14 protein-coding genes are annotated in these 15,620 nt (G+C 64.6%); 2 read left to right on the forward strand and 12 right to left on the reverse strand.

Going from position 1 to position 15,620, the window contains the following annotated elements; translation table 11 throughout:
* Nucleotides 1-84: 84 nt before the first annotated feature.
* Nucleotides 85-324 carry a hypothetical protein gene (locus A8M77_RS20075; protein ID WP_086923278.1) on the forward strand — a complete coding sequence of 80 codons (240 nt, stop codon included), beginning with the start codon at nt 85-87 and terminating at the stop codon, nt 322-324.
* A gap of 7 nt (nt 325-331) precedes the next feature.
* Here the strand turns inward: A8M77_RS20075 and A8M77_RS20080 are convergent, their stop codons facing one another.
* The 11 genes from A8M77_RS20080 to A8M77_RS20130 all read right to left on the reverse strand — a co-directional run bounded on the left by A8M77_RS20080 (nt 332) and on the right by A8M77_RS20130 (nt 10,733).
* Nucleotides 332-895 carry a hypothetical protein gene (locus A8M77_RS20080; protein ID WP_143694673.1) on the reverse strand — a complete coding sequence of 188 codons (564 nt, stop codon included), beginning with the start codon at nt 893-895 and terminating at the stop codon, nt 332-334.
* A gap of 4 nt (nt 896-899) precedes the next feature.
* The gene (locus A8M77_RS20085; protein WP_086923280.1) at nt 900-1,166 is read right to left on the reverse strand and encodes a GIY-YIG nuclease family protein; all 267 of its coding nucleotides are present in this window, start codon (nt 1,164-1,166) and stop codon (nt 900-902) included.
* A gap of 614 nt (nt 1,167-1,780) precedes the next feature.
* On the reverse strand, nt 1,781-2,713 hold the full coding sequence (locus A8M77_RS20090; RefSeq protein ID WP_238136896.1) for a DNA/RNA non-specific endonuclease: 933 nt from the start codon (nt 2,711-2,713) through the stop codon (nt 1,781-1,783).
* 29 nt (nt 2,714-2,742) lie between these two features.
* Entirely contained in the window at nt 2,743-3,180 is a 438-nt protein-coding gene (locus tag A8M77_RS20095; RefSeq protein ID WP_086923281.1) for a hypothetical protein, read from the reverse strand.
* Entirely contained in the window at nt 3,177-3,431 is a 255-nt protein-coding gene (locus A8M77_RS20100) for a hypothetical protein (RefSeq protein ID WP_202820636.1), read from the reverse strand. Before A8M77_RS20100 ends, A8M77_RS20095 begins: the two co-directional genes overlap by 4 nt.
* Before the next feature lie 158 nt (nt 3,432-3,589).
* The gene (locus A8M77_RS20105) at nt 3,590-4,945 is read right to left on the reverse strand and encodes an RNA-guided endonuclease InsQ/TnpB family protein (protein WP_086923282.1); all 1,356 of its coding nucleotides are present in this window, start codon (nt 4,943-4,945) and stop codon (nt 3,590-3,592) included.
* A 71-nt stretch (nt 4,946-5,016) separates the two neighbouring features.
* Nucleotides 5,017-7,629 carry a DEAD/DEAH box helicase gene (locus A8M77_RS20110; RefSeq protein ID WP_086923283.1) on the reverse strand — a complete coding sequence of 871 codons (2,613 nt, stop codon included), beginning with the start codon at nt 7,627-7,629 and terminating at the stop codon, nt 5,017-5,019.
* A 394-nt stretch (nt 7,630-8,023) separates the two neighbouring features.
* On the reverse strand, nt 8,024-8,722 hold the full coding sequence (locus A8M77_RS20115; RefSeq protein ID WP_086923284.1) for a hypothetical protein: 699 nt from the start codon (nt 8,720-8,722) through the stop codon (nt 8,024-8,026).
* Nucleotides 8,723-8,726: 4 nt separating this feature from the next.
* On the reverse strand, nt 8,727-8,924 hold the full coding sequence (locus A8M77_RS37445; protein ID WP_086923285.1) for a DUF6884 domain-containing protein: 198 nt from the start codon (nt 8,922-8,924) through the stop codon (nt 8,727-8,729).
* Between the two features lie 4 nt (nt 8,925-8,928).
* On the reverse strand, nt 8,929-9,210 hold the full coding sequence (gene rdgC / locus A8M77_RS20125) for a recombination-associated protein RdgC (RefSeq protein WP_337590024.1): 282 nt from the start codon (nt 9,208-9,210) through the stop codon (nt 8,929-8,931).
* 2 nt (nt 9,211-9,212) lie between these two features.
* Nucleotides 9,213-10,733, reverse strand: a complete 1,521-nt coding sequence (locus A8M77_RS20130) for an RNA-guided endonuclease InsQ/TnpB family protein (RefSeq protein WP_086923287.1) — start codon at nt 10,731-10,733, stop codon at nt 9,213-9,215.
* Between the two features lie 27 nt (nt 10,734-10,760).
* Here A8M77_RS20130 and tnpA point away from each other — a divergent pair, with 27 nt between their 5' ends.
* Entirely contained in the window at nt 10,761-11,234 is a 474-nt protein-coding gene (tnpA, locus tag A8M77_RS20135; protein ID WP_202820637.1) for an IS200/IS605 family transposase, read from the forward strand.
* 117 nt (nt 11,235-11,351) lie between these two features.
* Here tnpA and A8M77_RS20140 read toward each other — a convergent pair whose 3' ends face one another.
* Nucleotides 11,352-14,819 carry a hypothetical protein gene (locus tag A8M77_RS20140; RefSeq protein ID WP_143694674.1) on the reverse strand — a complete coding sequence of 1,156 codons (3,468 nt, stop codon included), beginning with the start codon at nt 14,817-14,819 and terminating at the stop codon, nt 11,352-11,354.
* Between the last annotated feature and the right edge of the window lie 801 nt (nt 14,820-15,620).

The following is a 15,620-nucleotide window of genomic DNA, read 5'->3' on the forward strand; positions in this document are numbered from 1 at the left end:
GCATCCCCCAAAGGCGGGATGCGCGCGACTTGCTCGCGGCCCATCGCCCCTGCTGGCTCCGAGAACGGAGCTCAGGAGAGACCCATGAGCTCGATGCGTACGACCAACCTGTTCCTGGCCATCATCGCGGCTTGCTTGCTGGCGATCGTCGGCAAGACCGTTGTTCCCGACCTCCTCCCGTCTGCTCACGCGGCGCCAGCGATGAAAGTCGAGGGCCCCGTCGGGGCGTATCTACACGCCTGCAGCACGTACGACGTGCTCGGCACCTGCACCAAGTGGATCCCGGTGCGGGTGAATGCCCAGGGCGCTCTGGCCGTTCAATGACCGACGCCTAACGACTCACGGGCACGGCTTTGCCCGTCGTCGCTGCCTGAACAAAGGCCCGGGTCGCCTCTGCGCCCGCGCCGCCGGCCGATATCTGTGCGCGCAGCTCGCCCAGGGCAACCTCTTCCGAAATCTCCTGTGCATCGGTCACCGGGACCACATCGCCCTTCTCGTTCGCAAGGAAGCGCTGCCCGAAGTAAACGCCGCTGGCAGCCCGGCCCAGCACCAGCCAGGTCGGCTTCTTTCCAGCTATCGGCTTCGTCGACAGCAGAGTGGCCGTCGCGCCCACCAGTTCGCGGCGGGAGCCGTCCTTCATGACAAGGACGCTCTTCGAATCCACGAACGCCTGGACGAGCCGGAAGGCCGCCAGCTGCGCGGTGCGCTCGGCCCGCTCTCTGGCGATCTCGTCGCCTCGTTGGTTCGCCAGGTAGACGACAGCGCCGGCCGTGACGACCAGGACCACCGCCGCGGCCGCGCCCAATGCCAGCCACCCCGACTTACCTTTGGTTGCTGGCTGCGGTGTCGCCACGGCAGGGCGGGCTGAGGAACGCTTCGACCTGGGGTTGGTCATGTCTTCAGGCGGCACTCAGGAAGGCGAGCTTGCGCCCGCGCGGCAGCTTCTTGATCGCGTATTCGGCCTTGGAGGCCTCCGATCGATCGGCGTACGGCCTCGCGCCGAGAATTCGCACCGGCGGATTCGCCCGGGTGAACTTCGCACCCTTGCCGGCCTGGTGCGCAGCGAAGCGCTTCGCCAGCTTGTTGGTTATCCCGGCGTACATGACGCCGCCTCGGCATTCCAGGACGTACAGGCACCATCTGCCGGGCGGAATCTCAGTGGTCATGGTTCCCGCTCTCCTCGGCTCGAACTTCGTTCGTCTGGCTGAGTGGCATGGCCGGCACTGGGCCTCCCACCGATTGCCCCTCTCCGGGAGGTTGCCCTGCGATCGGATCTTGGTGTGGGCAACGACCAAACGCGCCAATAGCGCAGTTGCAATTGAAGCAAAGCACGCGGAACCCAGGCGGATAGCCGTTCCTTTTGAGCCAACGATACATGACCCCATTGCCCCCAATGGCCCGACGATGCGACGCACCGTCGTTGTTCGGGTGGTCGAACGTAAGAAAGCCAGGGGTCGTCTCCGCACAGCAAGCGCATTTGCCACCATAAGCTTGCAGCGCTGCGTGCTTCGTCCGATCGCGATTCACCTTTTGGTATCCACGGTGCCGTACCGGGTCGAATCGAGCTTTGTTTTTTGCGGTAAGCGTTGCCTTGTTGAGTTGATAGTACGCCCTCTTTTGCTGGGCGCGACAAGCCCTGCAGTGAGTGTGAAAGCCATCCTTCGTGGTCTTGTGCCGCTCGTACTCCGTGGACGGCTTTGCTACCCCGCAGACCGTGCATGCCTTCATTGCTCTCGCCTCTTCATTGCGTCAAAGGACAAACTGCGCCTTCTCTGTCCAGTCAAAACTCCGCCCCCTGGCGATGCTGGCCGCCGCCCGCCCCCAGCAGGTTCCAGCCCGTAGCCTTCACAAACGCCAGGTAGTCCATCGGCGCCTCGATCCGCGCGTCTGCCCTGTTCGCGAGGATGTAGGCCCAGGAGCGGCCCGAGGCCTCGTCGTAGACCAGCTTGAACATGTGCGAGGGCACCCATACGCGGCCGGCGCCGATCGTCTGGCGCGGCCCGTTGAAGAGTGGGCCCGAGAAGACGAAAACGTCGCCGCGGGCGCGGCGCACATACTTGCGCACGTCGCTCTCGATCTTCGACCAGATCTTCCGGTTGTTGGTCGGGTCCTGGGGGATCATGTTCGACAGCGCGAACGACTGCGCCATCGATTCCGCATCCGGCTGGTTGCCCGCCGCGGCAAGGTGGCCACGGTCTCGACCGCTGCCGCGGTAGTCCTCGAGCTCGGCGCGCGCGCCGCGCGGCAGACGTGGATCGGGGAAGAACTGCTCAGTGCGTTGCTCGTTCCGAGCGTCGCCCAGCTGAGCACGCGTCAGCCGCTCGAAGGTCACCAGGGGCGTCTTGCTCAGGCCCGAGTAGAGGACGGCGAAGTGATTCGAGCAGAGCGCGACCGGCTTCCAGTCGGCGCTCACCGAAGCGACGTTCAGGGGTGTCTTCTGGGGGAACAGGCTCGCGCACGAGCTGAAGCCGCGGCCGCTGGGCAGCGCCACCGGTGCGGCGGCTCTTTCCTGGAGCGCGGCGCGGGCATGCTTGGCGACAGCACCTGAGAAGGCCTGCTCGGCTGCGGCGCCGATGTTCCATGCGCCAGCGAGCTGGGAGGCGAACGCCAGCAGCGCGGCACCTGCGAGCTTCGCGGCGAATAGTAAAGGCTTACGTTTGTAGGAAGGCTGCATTGCGGAGATCATTTTCTCTCCACGATACAGGGCCGGCACAGATTTCCGCTAGGGCGCGCGCCAGGAAATCAGTCGTCGCCTTCGGACTTCGAATTCGTCAGCGCTCCGACCTGCGCGCCGAACCGGTCAAGAACACTCGCTCGGCTCGCCACCCGTGGCGGCTGCTGCTCGAACTCATAGTAGCAAATGGCCTCTTCCACCAAAGCCTTCGTCGACGTCCCCGGCTCGAAGACCGTCCCGTGCACCTGGGCCCGTTCAGTGAGGACCGGCCACGCCAGTGCTGCCAGATCGTCAGGCGCGGCCAACGCTACGTCCAACGCCCGGAGCGCGGCGGCGACAGCCGGCGGAACGTCACCGCCGTTCAGGTGCGCAACGGCCGAGAGGGCGTCCGCGCGCCAGCCAGGCGGCGAGGTCTGATCGTTCGATGGCTTGTGATCCATGCCCGACAGTATCGGGGCTTTCACCACCGGCCGCGAGATGGTGGGGACGCCTCCGAGAAGCCTCATCGCGCAGCTCCAGCGGTCGCCTCGGTCGTCACAGGAATGCAGTGGCTCGTGCAGACGCAGCCCGACTTTCCCTCCAGCCAGACGACCGCCGTGTGCCCACTGAGGATCTGCGCCAAGGTGCGGGTCTTGAACCGAACGAGCGGCGCGCCCTCGTACTCGAAATAGTCGACCTCAGCGCCAAGGGGCACATGATCGTTGAAGGCGTCGACCTCGGCTTGAAGCCGCTTCTGGGTTTGAATTGCTCTGCTCATTGGGGTTTCTGTCGCTCAGGCAGCGACGGCTTCTCGTAGTTGATATTGACCCGGCGCCGTGCGCTCGAAGGCGCTTGCATGGCGCTGGAGGACCTGGCGCACCTTCGCGCGCCAGTGGGGCTTCGCGGTCGCGCGCATCGTTTGGATCGAGCCATGAACTACTCCATCCAAATCGGCGAGCCGACTTGGATGGAGTTTCTAGCCGCCCGAGGGCGGCGGGGTCGTTCCAACCCACTGTTTGTTGTGTCCTTCCACCAGGCGCCCTCGAATACGTACCGAAGGATCGTCCTGGCCGCGTTCTCGTCTCGCTGATGGGTCGCACCACAGGTGCACTTCCATTGGCGATCCTTGAGTTCGAGCTTGGTCGTCTCGCCGCACAAATGGCAGCGCTGCGTGGGCTTGAGCTCTCGCGTGGGCACGAACTGGAACCTCGACCCAGCCTCTTCCGCTTTGGTACGAAGTTTTGCGACGAAGCCGGCTGGGGCTGCATCAAGAATTGAGCGATTCAGGCCAGCCTTGGAGGCTGCTCCGTTGGGCAGGTACTGCCCAGGGTTACCCGGATCCTCCTTCGGCCTGGGCGCGCGCGCCATGTTGCTGACCTCAAGCTCCTCGGTCGCAATGAGGCCGTATTGCTTCACCAGCTTGGCGGTGAGTTGGTGATAGAAGTCGTGTCGCTGATTGGCGATCTTCGCGTGAAGGCAGCGTCGGCGCCGATAGGCATTTTTGAGCTGATGGCAAACGGGGAAGCCGCGCTGCTTGCCTGAGGCTGCCTTGGCGCGCTTCTCAAGCGCTGCAATGGCTTGCTGGATCTCAGCGATCCTGTCGAGCTGCTTCTTGAGCCAACACGGATTGTCGATCGCCTCAACCTGACCGGTCATCGGATCACCGACCACTTTGGTCAGGAGCGTGCTGACGCCCCAATCGAAGGCCATGGACGCTCTACCGCCCTCGCGCGCGACAGCCTCCGGCGTCACCTCGAAAGTGACGCTCAAGTACCACTTGCCGCCGCGGTGGAGCACCTCCGCAGTGATTGGCTCGCCCTCAAACCGCGTGCGGCCGCGCAGGCTCACGGTGCCAATGCCGGTCAAGCGAACGGCGCCGTAGCTATGCCCGGCGCGCGAGCCATTGGTCTTGATCTTCGAGTTCTTCTGCAGCAATGACCAGCCGTCGCCGTACTGCTTGTAGCCCCAGCCGGTGAATCGCTTGATGCTCTTGAACCTCGGGTAGCCCGGCGTCTCGCCCCTGGCAACGCGATCGAAGAAGCGCTCAAACGCGCGCACCACGCGCACTGCCGTCACCTGAACAGACTGCGCGGTGGTGTGACGCTCGATCCAGCTGATGGAGTTGCGAATCGCCTTGACTGCCTGGCATGCAGTTGTGAGGTTGTACGCCGGCATTCCGGCCTTGTATCGCAGGCGCGAGGTTTCCAGCAGCGTATTGGTGATCTTGCAATGAGCCCCGAGGAAGCCATTCATTGCGCCAAGCTCGGTCGTGTTCGGGCTCATCAGGAACATCCCCTTGCGAAGGATCTTCTGAGTCCTTTTCTTTTCCTCGACGGAACTTGGTTGTTTTCGATTCACCGAGGTCACCCCCGTGGAGGGACCGCGCGCCGCGGTGGAAAGCCAGGAACTGCCGCCGGATCGGCCTTTGCGGTCGGCGTGGGCAGCGGCTCGGCCGAGGAGAAGTCGAATCCCGCCCTGATGCGCTCGATCGCACCTGGCGGCAAAGGAGGCGGCGCAACGGTCGCGCGGCTCACAGGCGAAGGAAACCGGCCCACGACCGGCGCGACATTCGCCGGCGGGCGCACCTCCGGGCGGGCCGGCAGCAGGCGGAATCCCAGCTGCTGGCCTGAGGGTGCTGCTGGCGTTGGAAGTACCCGGGGCGCCGTCTGAGTGGGCCGCGGCGCCGCAGCAGGCGGGCGGGGCTTGAAGGACCCTGGAGGCGGAGGTAGATTTCCCGGCTGAGTCGGTTCGTCTCGCACGGCCGGCCTTACCTGGCTCTCTCCGGCCGCTACCGCCTGGCGCAGTTTCTCGGCTTCCTTGCGCACCCGGCGCATCAGCGCATCCGCCTCGTTGGCGTCCTCGACGTCTGCAGCACCAGGCTCACCCGCCGCCGCGGTCGCCGTGGCGATGCCCAGGAAGTCTGCCGGAGCGATTTTGGTCAGGCGGAACACGCCTTGTGAGGATCCCGTCTGGCTGTCGTCCACATACGAGCCGAACCCACGCTGCTTCATGTCGATCTCGGCCAGGCGGAACCCGTTGGTGGTCAGCTTGCAGGCCATGAGGCGCTCGAGGGCTGCATCCTCCAGCGCGTCGATCGACTCGACCATCATGAAGAATTCGGCCGCGCCACCGTTGCGGACCAAGCGTCCGCGCAGCTGGTGGAGCTGGGACAGGCCGAGCCGGTCCGCATCGCGGATGACGACCAGGCCGATGTCGGGAATGTCGATACCCGTTTCCACGACCACCGAGGCCACAGCCAGCGGCTTCTCTAGGCTCGTGATCTGCTCGATTGCCACGTCCTTCTCGCTATCCGAGAGGAGGCCGTGGAGGGCCACGACCTGGCCGGGAAAGGCCTGCTCGAAGGTCGCCGCAGCGTCCACGACGCCCTGCGCAGTGCGGGTAGTGTCTTCCGTGGCCGCGCCCAGATCGAGCTGCGCGCCCACCTTCGAGGCCTTGGCCTTCTTGGTGACCTCCGCGCTGTCCACGCGCGGGTAGATGACCAGCACGCGCCGGCCGGCCGCGATCGTCTCGCGGATCGCCCGCGTCACGGCGCCGCGGCTGCGCACGTCGACGATGTGGCTCGTGATCGAGCGCTCCACCGGCGCCTGGCGCAGCGTGAAGACCTGCATGCCGTCGAAGAACACGGTGGCGAGGGAACGCGGGATGGGCGTGGCCGTCGCCTCGATGACGTGCGTCGCTGGCCCGACGAGCGCGCCGCGCGTCTGCACCGAGAGCTTGTGCTGCTCGTCCATCACCAGCACGTTGGGGACGATGCCAGCCTTGGCGCACGCGCTGGTCAGGCCGCTGGTGCCGACCAGGATGTGGTCCCGGTTCTGGATCTTCCTGCCAGCCTCGACCCGCTCGACGCCGCGGATCTCGCCGGCGAAGCGCCGCAGGATCTGCTTGGCGATCTGGTTGGCCAGGATGATGGTGGGCGCCATGATGGCCAAGCTCGCGCCGTTCTGGTGGGCCACGATGGCGGGCAGCAGGAAGGTGAGCGTCTTGCCGGTACCGACGTCGCCCGGAATGAGGCCGTTCATGGGCACGGGCGAGCGAAGCGCTCTGGCAATCCCGAGGATCGCGGCGCGCTGATCGTCCGTGAGCGTCTCGGCTTGCTTGGCGGCCAGGTCGAGCACCTGCTGGTCCGGCACGATGAGTGGCGCGTCCCGGTGGGGCTGGCGCTTGCTCTGGGTGCGTGCGGCGGTCCGGATCGACGCCGCATCGATGCGCTGCGCCAGCTGGAGCGCGCGCTCGCCTGCTGTAACCGACACGGGCCGGTGCAAGGCGACGAGCAGATCGCGAAGGGTCGAGAAGACGGGCACGCCCTCGGCGAGATCGGCCAGGTCGTACTGCACGCACGCAAGCACGCCCGCCTCGTCCAGCTGCATGGCCGCGACGATGTGGCGCTCGCACTTCAGGTAAGCGGCTTCCTTGTCCAGCACCGCATGGACAGCGCTGGTGACAGCCTCGCCCGTGACGCGCCCCGGCATGCCCAGGTAGCGCGCCCAGATGCCGCCGATCGCACCGCTGTGCGGCTGCTCGGCGCCGGGCTCGACGTACAGATTCCCGCCGAAGCGCTTCACGGTGCCCAGGAAGTGAACCATCGAGCCAACCTCAGTGGAGCGCCAGCCCCAGGGCGCAAACGAGTTCAGGTAGGCGATGCCGCCGGTGTCGTCCGCGACCTCGATCTGCAGGCGACCGATGTTCTTCCAGAACGGGTACTGCTTCTCCTGCAGCTCCGCCATGGACGTGATGACCCGTCCGCCCCAGGACGCCGGCGTTTTGTCCTTGTTGACCGCCTTGACGCGATCGGTCACTAAAAGGCTCAGGAGGTGAGACGTCTCTCCGGTCTGGTCCGCCTCGTCCAGATCAGAGATCGAGCTCGTGCAGTCGACATAGGCAGCCGGCACGCACAGGAGCGCCAGGTCCGGGTCGGAGAGCTTGAGGCGAGACAGAAAAGTAGGGGAGGAGGCCATGGTCGGGCCGCGGAGGGCGGCCTGTGCTTTCTTCTTCCGTAGAAGGATATCGGCACAGACCGCACTTCCGCAAGGCAGTGATCTGCGAATCGCCTACCGTGGTTTTATCGCGCAACGACCGGACGATGGTCGGAGCCAGGCCCGAACGATCTCGGAATCGAGCGGCAGCCCGTGCCATGGTGCGGTTCGGAGCCGGACCATTCAGCGGGCGGGCGAGTCGCCGGTGCGTTCTGCATCTCAGCGCTCGCGCCCTTCTGACAGGCCTTTCGGCCAGCAATTGCCATTGCTGGGGGCAGATTCTGCGCTCGCAACCCCATACCGACAAGGAGCGGCCAATGGAACCTGAGTCGAACACAACCGATGGCGCCCCACATGTCCCGGCGGAGGGCGTCGTTCAATGCGCAGAAGGGCTCTCGGCCCCGACCTCCGCGGCTTCGTCACAGATCAGCGCACCCATCACATCGTCGGCCTCGTCCTCGATGTCGGCCAGCAGCGCCAACCCCGGGGCGGGCTTCCAGATCTTGGCCGGATTGACGCTATGCAGCGGCCCGACCACCTGCCTTTCGGGGGCAAGAGCGAGCATTCCGACGCCAACCCATGCACCACGGCTGCGCGGCTCGCGAACTTTGCCGTTTGCGAGTGGCGGACGGTCGTCCTCGAACTCGACGCTCGCGGTAGGGCCAGACGGCCCCACGAACAGCTCCTCGATCCGACCGAAGCGCGAGCCCGCTTTCCCCGAAGCCATCAGTCCCGTCGTGCGCACCCGATCGCCGACGCGAAGGCCCCAGGCTTCACGCAGCAGCGGCGTACCGTTGGGGTGGTAGCCGGCATAGACGACCGGCAGGGACGAAGGGTCGCGCGCGAACTTGCCGATCTGCGAGCGCTGCAGGCCAATCCCGCCGCTGACCTCGGAGAACTCAAGGGTGTCCGCCAGCTTGCCTGCACGGATCAGTTCGCCAGCCATTCGCCGCATCAGGTAGCGGTAGAGCCCGCCCCCCGCAAGCAGGACGCGGGTGACGTCCTTCGGCCATTCCATCGAGTCGATGAACTGCTCGAGGTCGAACTCGAGCTCGCGCGCGCGCACAGGGGTCATGAACTTATCGTAGGGTTCGACCACCCCTGCTGCCCGGAATGAATCCATGCAACGCCGATAGGACCACGACGTGCGGAAGCTGGCCGTCGGGCAGGTTCGCCCGCAGCGACTGCCACATGACGCCCTGGTAGAAGTCCTGCGCCGGCGCCGGGTGACCAAGCTTCGTCGACGAGCAGGCCATCAGAATGAGCGGCTTCGACATTGGTTCAGGCTGCCTGCGTGATCTTGCGCAGAGCGAAGCCTTCCGTGAGCTCGAACGACACGCGGTCGTTCCAGGTGAGCGCCAGGCGCGCGGGCCGCTTGCCGTTCGCGATGTGCCCGCGCACCTCGTCGATCTCCAGAGAGTGCTTCGGGTAGCGCACCTTCGACTCGCCGGTCACGCGCAGCTCGACCTCGCGATCCACCGTGAAGCCCTGCGGCGGCTCCTGCTCGGACAGCCACATGGCCATGGCCGCCGACGGCTCCGTCTGGGTGATGACTTCACCCACCACTAAACCGCCAAGGCGCTTGTAGTGGGGGTTTCAGTTTCTGCTTCTTCGACGACTGCGCGAGCGGCGTTTCGCCGCCTGCGTCTTACGGTGTCTCCACAGACATGGCTCTCCGAGACTTGCTCGGTGCCCGGACCAGTCCGGCCCTCCCGTTGATCGTCCTCAGCTTTCGATTTGCGCAGCACTGAGCCCGCCTTCTTCTTCCGCTTGAGGGTGTAGCTTCCCGAGACGATTGCCTCGACCCCGCGGCGCGCTATGTTGCGCGCGGCGTTGGTGTCCGCATTCTCGGTGTGCCCGCATCGCTGACAGACGAACTGCTCCTGGCTGGGGCGGTTGTCGGGGTGAGTGTGGCCGCAGGCCGAGCACTCTTGCGAGCTATGTTTGGGATCGACCCGGATCGCCAGCTTGCCAGCGGCCAAGGCTTTGTACTCGGTATAGAGCCTTACCTGACCCCAGGCAGAGCCCAGGATCGATCTGTTGAGGCCTGTCTTCTGGCGCACATTCTTGCCCGGCGCTTCCGCGGTGCCCTTGGCGCTGCGGGTCATGTTCTTGATCTGCAGCGCCTCGAAGACGATCAGACGCACATCGTGATCGACAAGCGCCCGGCTGACCTGGTGAGCGAAGTCCTTGCGCAAGTCTGCTGCGTAGCGCGCCGCGGCAGCCACGCGATGCCGAGCTTTGGCTTTGTTCTTGGAGCCGGCCTGGCGCCGCGCGGCGATGCGCTGCCAGCGCCGCCGCTGCACTTCTTTGCGCTGCAGGCGCTCGTGCTCGATCGGTTTGAGGGCGAAGCCTTTGCTAATCCCTTGGGCCTCGGCGGCCATCAGGGGCACCTTCACGCCCAGGTCGACCCCGATCGTTTGATCGAGCAGCTCTTCCTTGCTGTACTGGCGCAGGTATACGAGCGTGTCTGCCGCGTCCGGACCGAGCGCGTCATCCTCATTGCAGAACGACACATGCCAGCGACCCGCGTCCACGCTGATGTGGATGGTCTTGGGCGGCTGCCACTTCTGGTCTTCCGGCACCGACGTGATGGCGAATGGCAGTTCGCCGCACGGGAACTTGGCGTTGCCAAGGATCAGGCGCCATTGCTGGCGACTGGCTTGCACGGATTTGGCCTGTGAGACCGGCACGGGCTCGAAGCGGAACAGCTCGCTCGTGACCCAGACGCTCTGGCGTCCATGGCGCTTCTTGACGGTGGGCCTGCCGGCGAGCTTCTTGAAGAACTTCGTGTACGCCTGGCTAAACAGGACCACGCCATTGCGCAGCAGCTGCGGCGGCACTTCGCGCAGCCAGCGGGTGTCCTCTTCGGGGTTGCCATTGCCGTCGCCGATGTAGCGCGCGTAGCTCTGGTCCTGCTCCGGGTACTGGCCCACCAGCGCCAGGCGCTTGCGTTGCATGGTGCGGAAGTAGTGATCCTCACGCACGCGTGCGTTGTAGATGAATCGCTGGCAACCAATCCAGCGAAGCAAGATTGATTGAACGACCTTGCTGGGGTAGGCGCGGAACTCGAAACCCTTTAGCATTCTCGCCAGTTTACGTTAGGTCGCAAATTGAATGAAGCGCAGTCATCGGCATCACACGCCGTTTTTGCTTTAAAGCTACACATTGTCTTGGTAACCAAGTACCGGCGCCAAACCTTGACGCCGGAGATCCTGGCGTACCTGCGCGAAGCCTTCGCCGAGATCCTGGCTTCCTGGCGCTGCGAACTGGTCGAGTTCGGCGGAGAGGCTGATCACGTACGCATCCTGGCCTCTATCCATCCGGCCCTGAACATCTCCACGCTGATCAACAACTTGAAGACGGCCAGCTCACGTCGGTGCGGCAACCGATTCGCGCAGCACCTGGCAACGTTCTACAAAAAGCCTGCGTTCTGGCACCGGGCCTACTTTGTGTCCAGCGTCGGAGCGGTGAGCCTGGAGACGGTCTGCAACTACGTGCAGAACCAGGGGACGAGCAACAAGCGCGGCAGGCGGCCGAAGGCCCACGAAGGCATGCCGCCGCATCGCGCGGCAGCACCCGCGTGACCCCCATCTGACAGTCGGCTTGCGCTTCGAGAAAGTCCCGCCCGGGCTGCGCTCTCGGCCACACACCCATCTGGCCCTTGCGGGGGCCGACGGTCGATCGGTTACGCGATGTCTCGGTCAGCCCCGGGGCGCCTCCGCCGCCTCGAGTTCTTCCTGCTCGATCTGCTCGTGCTCGCCCCGCTCCACGGTCTCGTCCGCGAGGGCCTCTGGCGCCTTCGGAGCCATTCGCGCGCCTGCCTCGCTCAGTGAGCGGCTCATGTGCAGCTTCGAGTTGATGTAGATGAACTTGTCCGGGTCCGTGTAGTGGCTTCGCGGGCGAATGATCCGGAAGTACGAGCTCACCCCACCCGTCGCGATCTCGATGCCTCCCTCGACCGCGCCCCGCACTTCCGGGGCGATGGGGGACTTCCTGGAGACGACGATCGTGTCGGCGATTGCATCGGCCATCGGGTCGTCAATGCCTCGATACGGCTCCTGCTTGACCACCTTCCCGTTGATCACCACTGTGCTCGCAACCGCCTTCTCGCTCGACTGTGGAGCAGCCTTGCGCGGCACCTTGATCAGCGCGGAGCGGAGAGGATTGCCAACCTGCAGTTCGACCACAACGTGTCCATTCGGAAGCTCTTCGTCGGGCTTGCGCGCGCCGGCCCATTCCCCCGGCGTGTAGCGACTGCCAGCGGGAAGATCGTTGCTGGGCCAGACGTCCAAGGCCGGGTAGGTGGCGGGCACGCCGTCGTCGCCGTAGTGCGGCTCGTCGAAAAGCTTGGCGAAGTCTTGCGACTGGCCATTGACGCTCGCCTGGCCGGTTGAGAGGCGGGCTGGCGCGCCAAACCCCAAAGGCTTTGACGGCAGCGCGGCTGGCTTGCGCAGGGAGAACCCTGCAGGCGCCGCCGCAGCCGGTCGGGCCGGCGCGCCTGATACCGGAGGCGGCGATGCAGGGCGGGTGAAGCCAAACCCTCGGCCTGGCGCCGCGGCTGCAGACCCCGGCTTCGTGCCGCGAGCGAACGCCAGCACCTGAAGCGGTCGCGAGGCCCCGGCGGCCGGGCCAGCGGCCGGCGCGGAATCAGCCGCCGGCGGCTGTCCCACCGCTGGCGCATCCCCGTCCGCGAAGGAATCCAGGTAGCCATCATCGAGATCCGGCATCCCGGCCTGTTCAGGCTCGTCCGCAGCACTTTCACCCCACGGTTCGAGCAGATCCGGGGGGATCACGCTCGTGGCGATGGGCGTAGCGGCGGCCGGCGCGGCCCCAGCAGGTAGGGCGGCAGATGTGCCGACCGAGGGATAGATTGCGCTCGCCGGCAACGCCTCCTTCGCCTGGGCCTTGCGGGCCTTGTCCAGCAGAGCGCGCTTGGACGACTTCCCCGCCCCACTGGCGACGGCGGTCGGTTCGACTGGGCTCGCTGGCGAGATGGGTAGCGTGTTCATGATCGACGGAGAGTCCTTGTTCCTCAAATTGTCCCGCAGCCGATCTATTTCGCGGAATATTGTTTTGGATACAGCCTCTGCTTCCGGCGACACGAACAAATCTTGGTCATGCTCGTCCGGGACGATGCTCTCCGATTCGCCCGGCGCGGGTTGGCTGGCCGGGGCTTCCCCATTCGCGAAGGCGTCGTTGGCATTGGGGACGCCGGCGTTCTCAGTCACCCTGCGCATCAGCCGCTCCAGCTGCGCGTTCATTCTGCGAACGCCCTCCTCCTGCTTCGCCTGGGCTTCCTCGATGACGGCGGCTGCGTTGCGCGCCATCTCCACTTCAAAGGCCGCCTTCTTCGCATCGAACCAGGCCTGAACGTCTTCTGGGCTTCCATCGCCGAGGTACCCGTTTTTGCGGATCCCCGAGACCAGGCGCGCGTGCTTGCGCTTCGCGTTGCGCCGATTCCGCTCCTCGAGCTGCTCTGGGCTGAGGTCAGCTTCCTTGCGGTAGACCCGTGGCGGTGCCTTGCCCGCCTTTCGCGCTTCCTTGAGCGCCGCCGCGTCGTCGTGTCGGCGAAGAAACGCTCGCACGGTCTGAGCTTCCAGGCTGAGCTTGGCGGCGATCGATGACGCCACCTTCCGCTCGGGGACGGAGGTGTCCCCGGCCTCGCGCGCGGCGGACAGTTCGTCACGAATGCGCAGGGCATCCGCCTGCCAGGAGCTGCGGACTTCACGGCGCTCTGCCCGACCCTCAACCTTGCGATCAGCGCGGGCGCGCTTCTCGTTCTGGTCGATGATTGTCCGCAGGCCAGTCATCTCGTCGCTGGTGATCCCGAAAACGTTGATCAGGTAGTCGTTCGAAGGCGTGTAGCGTGGGTCCCACTCGCCGCCCGCGAACCGCACGCGGTGACCTGCTTCGCTCGCCCTAATGCGGTTGATCAGCGTATTCAGCGCACCTGACTGCTGCGGGTGAAGAAATCCTCGAGGCCCCTGCAGCCCGACCCCATCGAAGGCTTGGATCAGGTCGCTGACTTCTTCGTACACGTTACCCGAATTGATCACCCCGCCTTGCGCAAACATGGTCACGAGCCAGAACAGGAAAAGGTCGCGGCTGCCTTCTGGAATGCCCCTTGAGCCACTAGCCCGGCAACGCATGATCGCCAGATCTCGGAGGTCAAGGGCTCTGGCCAGCGACAGTGGCAGATCAAAGCGCCCGCTTTTCCCATTCCTTCCCAAGCGAGCCATCCTGTCGTGATGCGCGTCCGTGAAGGCCGTCAGGCGATCGACATTGCCATAGTATCCGGGAGGCAGGGTGAAGTTCGGCACGAAAGCGTTGGCGCCGACCCGATGGCCGACCTTCGCCCCGGCTTTCAAAATCGCAATAGTCGTCTGCTCGTCGAACAAGTTGACGGCCTCGAACAGCGTTTCGAATGAGTGACGCCTGTGGCTGTCCCACACGACACGTACCAGCCCACCGTCGCCCCTATCGTCCCTCCCAGATACCTTTCCGTTGACTGTGTTCACCACTCGCAGAACGCGCGCGGCATCGATCGCCTTGACGTCGGCGCCGAGATCGACGAAGAGCTGGGTCAACATCTTTTGAACCAGCTTCCAGTCCTCCTTCTTGGTATCGGGAACTGGCTTGTCGAGAAGCCATTTCAGGTAGAGACCGCGGCCCGAGGAGACGATATGGCTAGGGTGGGGTATCCCTGCGAAGTGCGCGCGAGCCAGAAGCGTTTCCACGAACTCATCCGTCGGAACGATTCCTTGCGAGTAGCAATCGAGGTCGACCCAGCACAGCTGCATGCTCTTGACGTTCCAGGAGCGCCGAGATCTCTCACTCGCGAACAGGGCATTGCTCGCATAGAAGTCGGGCAAGCGCATGCGCTCGGCCGCGGATATGACCTCTTGAAGCATGGACACGTGGTACATGGACTGGCGGCGTTTCGCATCCGCTCCCAGGTTCAGCACTGCCATGTATCCGAACCGAGACTGCTCCTGCGGGGTCAGGCCGTGCACGCCATAGGCGAGTGCCGTCTCATGAACCCCGCCCACTTGCACCGACGTCAGCGCTGACCCGAACGCTTCGTCCAGATCATCTTCAAATAGAACACCGCTCTCTTGCACTGCTCGCACGCAAACGAGCGAGCGCCGGTGGCCCAGAAGGCCATCCACGAGAATGCCGGGCCCGAGGCCCGCACCTTCAATCGACTTGCTCAGCGCCCCTCGCGGAGGGGGTCATCGGCGAAATCAGCCCAGTTCCACTTTCCTACTACTTGGTAGAAGTCTGGCCTAAGTCTGACCTAAGTCGCAGAGGATGGCGCCGCAGATGACTCGTTGAGAGCCGATCTGGACGGAAAAAGTCGCCGCGAGGAGAGAGTCGCGTTGACACTTGGTCGAAGTCTCTACCATAATTGCGCCAAGTTAAGCCCTTTGGTGTTTTTCACACTCTTTGGTGGCGCTGGTTTGGTATGAGACTTCGTCCTTCACCCCTAACCCGCACCGCTATCTGGTACTGAGAGACCGCCTTAAGGCATCTTCCTCGGTACCGAGGCAACGGTTGGTGATCAGTTGGTGTGTGTGTCAGGTGCGGCTCCCCGCTCTCGATTTCCCCTTCTGTCCTGATCGGTGACTTGGTCACCTGCGGCGAGCATTCTGGATTTTTCCGGTGCTCGCTTTTTTTTTGCCCTTGTGTTTCTGGCTCGCCTGACAGCAGGCGCACAACTACTCCGTAACGCACCGCTACCAGGGCCGAATCATCTCCCTGGTCTTGGTGCTGCGGGGCTGGCTCACCCGCTCTCGCGAGTCGCCGATAACCTTCGAATTTTTACCTTTGGGTGGCCCCGAAGGGCTCCCCTTGCGCGTCATTGTCCGTTGAACCTCTCGATTTCCGCAAGGTTTTGAGCGGTTTTTCGATTCGCGAACGCTACTTGTCACGGTGTACTAACTGGAAATAGTTCAGTCAGGACGATGACG

It is taken from the genome of Variovorax sp. JS1663 (genome assembly GCF_002157355.1).
Classification (GTDB): Bacteria; Pseudomonadota; Gammaproteobacteria; order Burkholderiales; family Burkholderiaceae_C; genus Variovorax.

Bases quoted from the DNA above. Each gene is read 5' to 3' on its own strand.
- A8M77_RS20075 (WP_086923278.1), top strand. From the start codon at position 85: ATGAGCTCGATGCGTACGACCAACCTGTTCCTGGCCATCATCGCGGCT.
- A8M77_RS20080 (WP_143694673.1), bottom strand. From the start codon at position 895: ATGACCAACCCCAGGTCGAAGCGTTCCTCAGCCCGCCCTGCCGTGGCG.
- A8M77_RS20085 (WP_086923280.1), bottom strand. From the start codon at position 1,166: ATGACCACTGAGATTCCGCCCGGCAGATGGTGCCTGTACGTCCTGGAA.
- A8M77_RS20095 (WP_086923281.1), bottom strand. From the start codon at position 3,180: ATGAGGCTTCTCGGAGGCGTCCCCACCATCTCGCGGCCGGTGGTGAAA.
- A8M77_RS20100 (WP_202820636.1), bottom strand. From the start codon at position 3,431: ATGAGCAGAGCAATTCAAACCCAGAAGCGGCTTCAAGCCGAGGTCGAC.
- A8M77_RS20105 (WP_086923282.1), bottom strand. From the start codon at position 4,945: ATGTTCCTGATGAGCCCGAACACGACCGAGCTTGGCGCAATGAATGGC.
- A8M77_RS20110 (WP_086923283.1), bottom strand. From the start codon at position 7,629: ATGGCCTCCTCCCCTACTTTTCTGTCTCGCCTCAAGCTCTCCGACCCG.
- A8M77_RS20115 (WP_086923284.1), bottom strand. From the start codon at position 8,722: ATGACCCCTGTGCGCGCGCGCGAGCTCGAGTTCGACCTCGAGCAGTTC.
- A8M77_RS37445 (WP_086923285.1), bottom strand. From the start codon at position 8,924: ATGTCGAAGCCGCTCATTCTGATGGCCTGCTCGTCGACGAAGCTTGGT.
- A8M77_RS20130 (WP_086923287.1), bottom strand. From the start codon at position 10,733: ATGCTAAAGGGTTTCGAGTTCCGCGCCTACCCCAGCAAGGTCGTTCAA.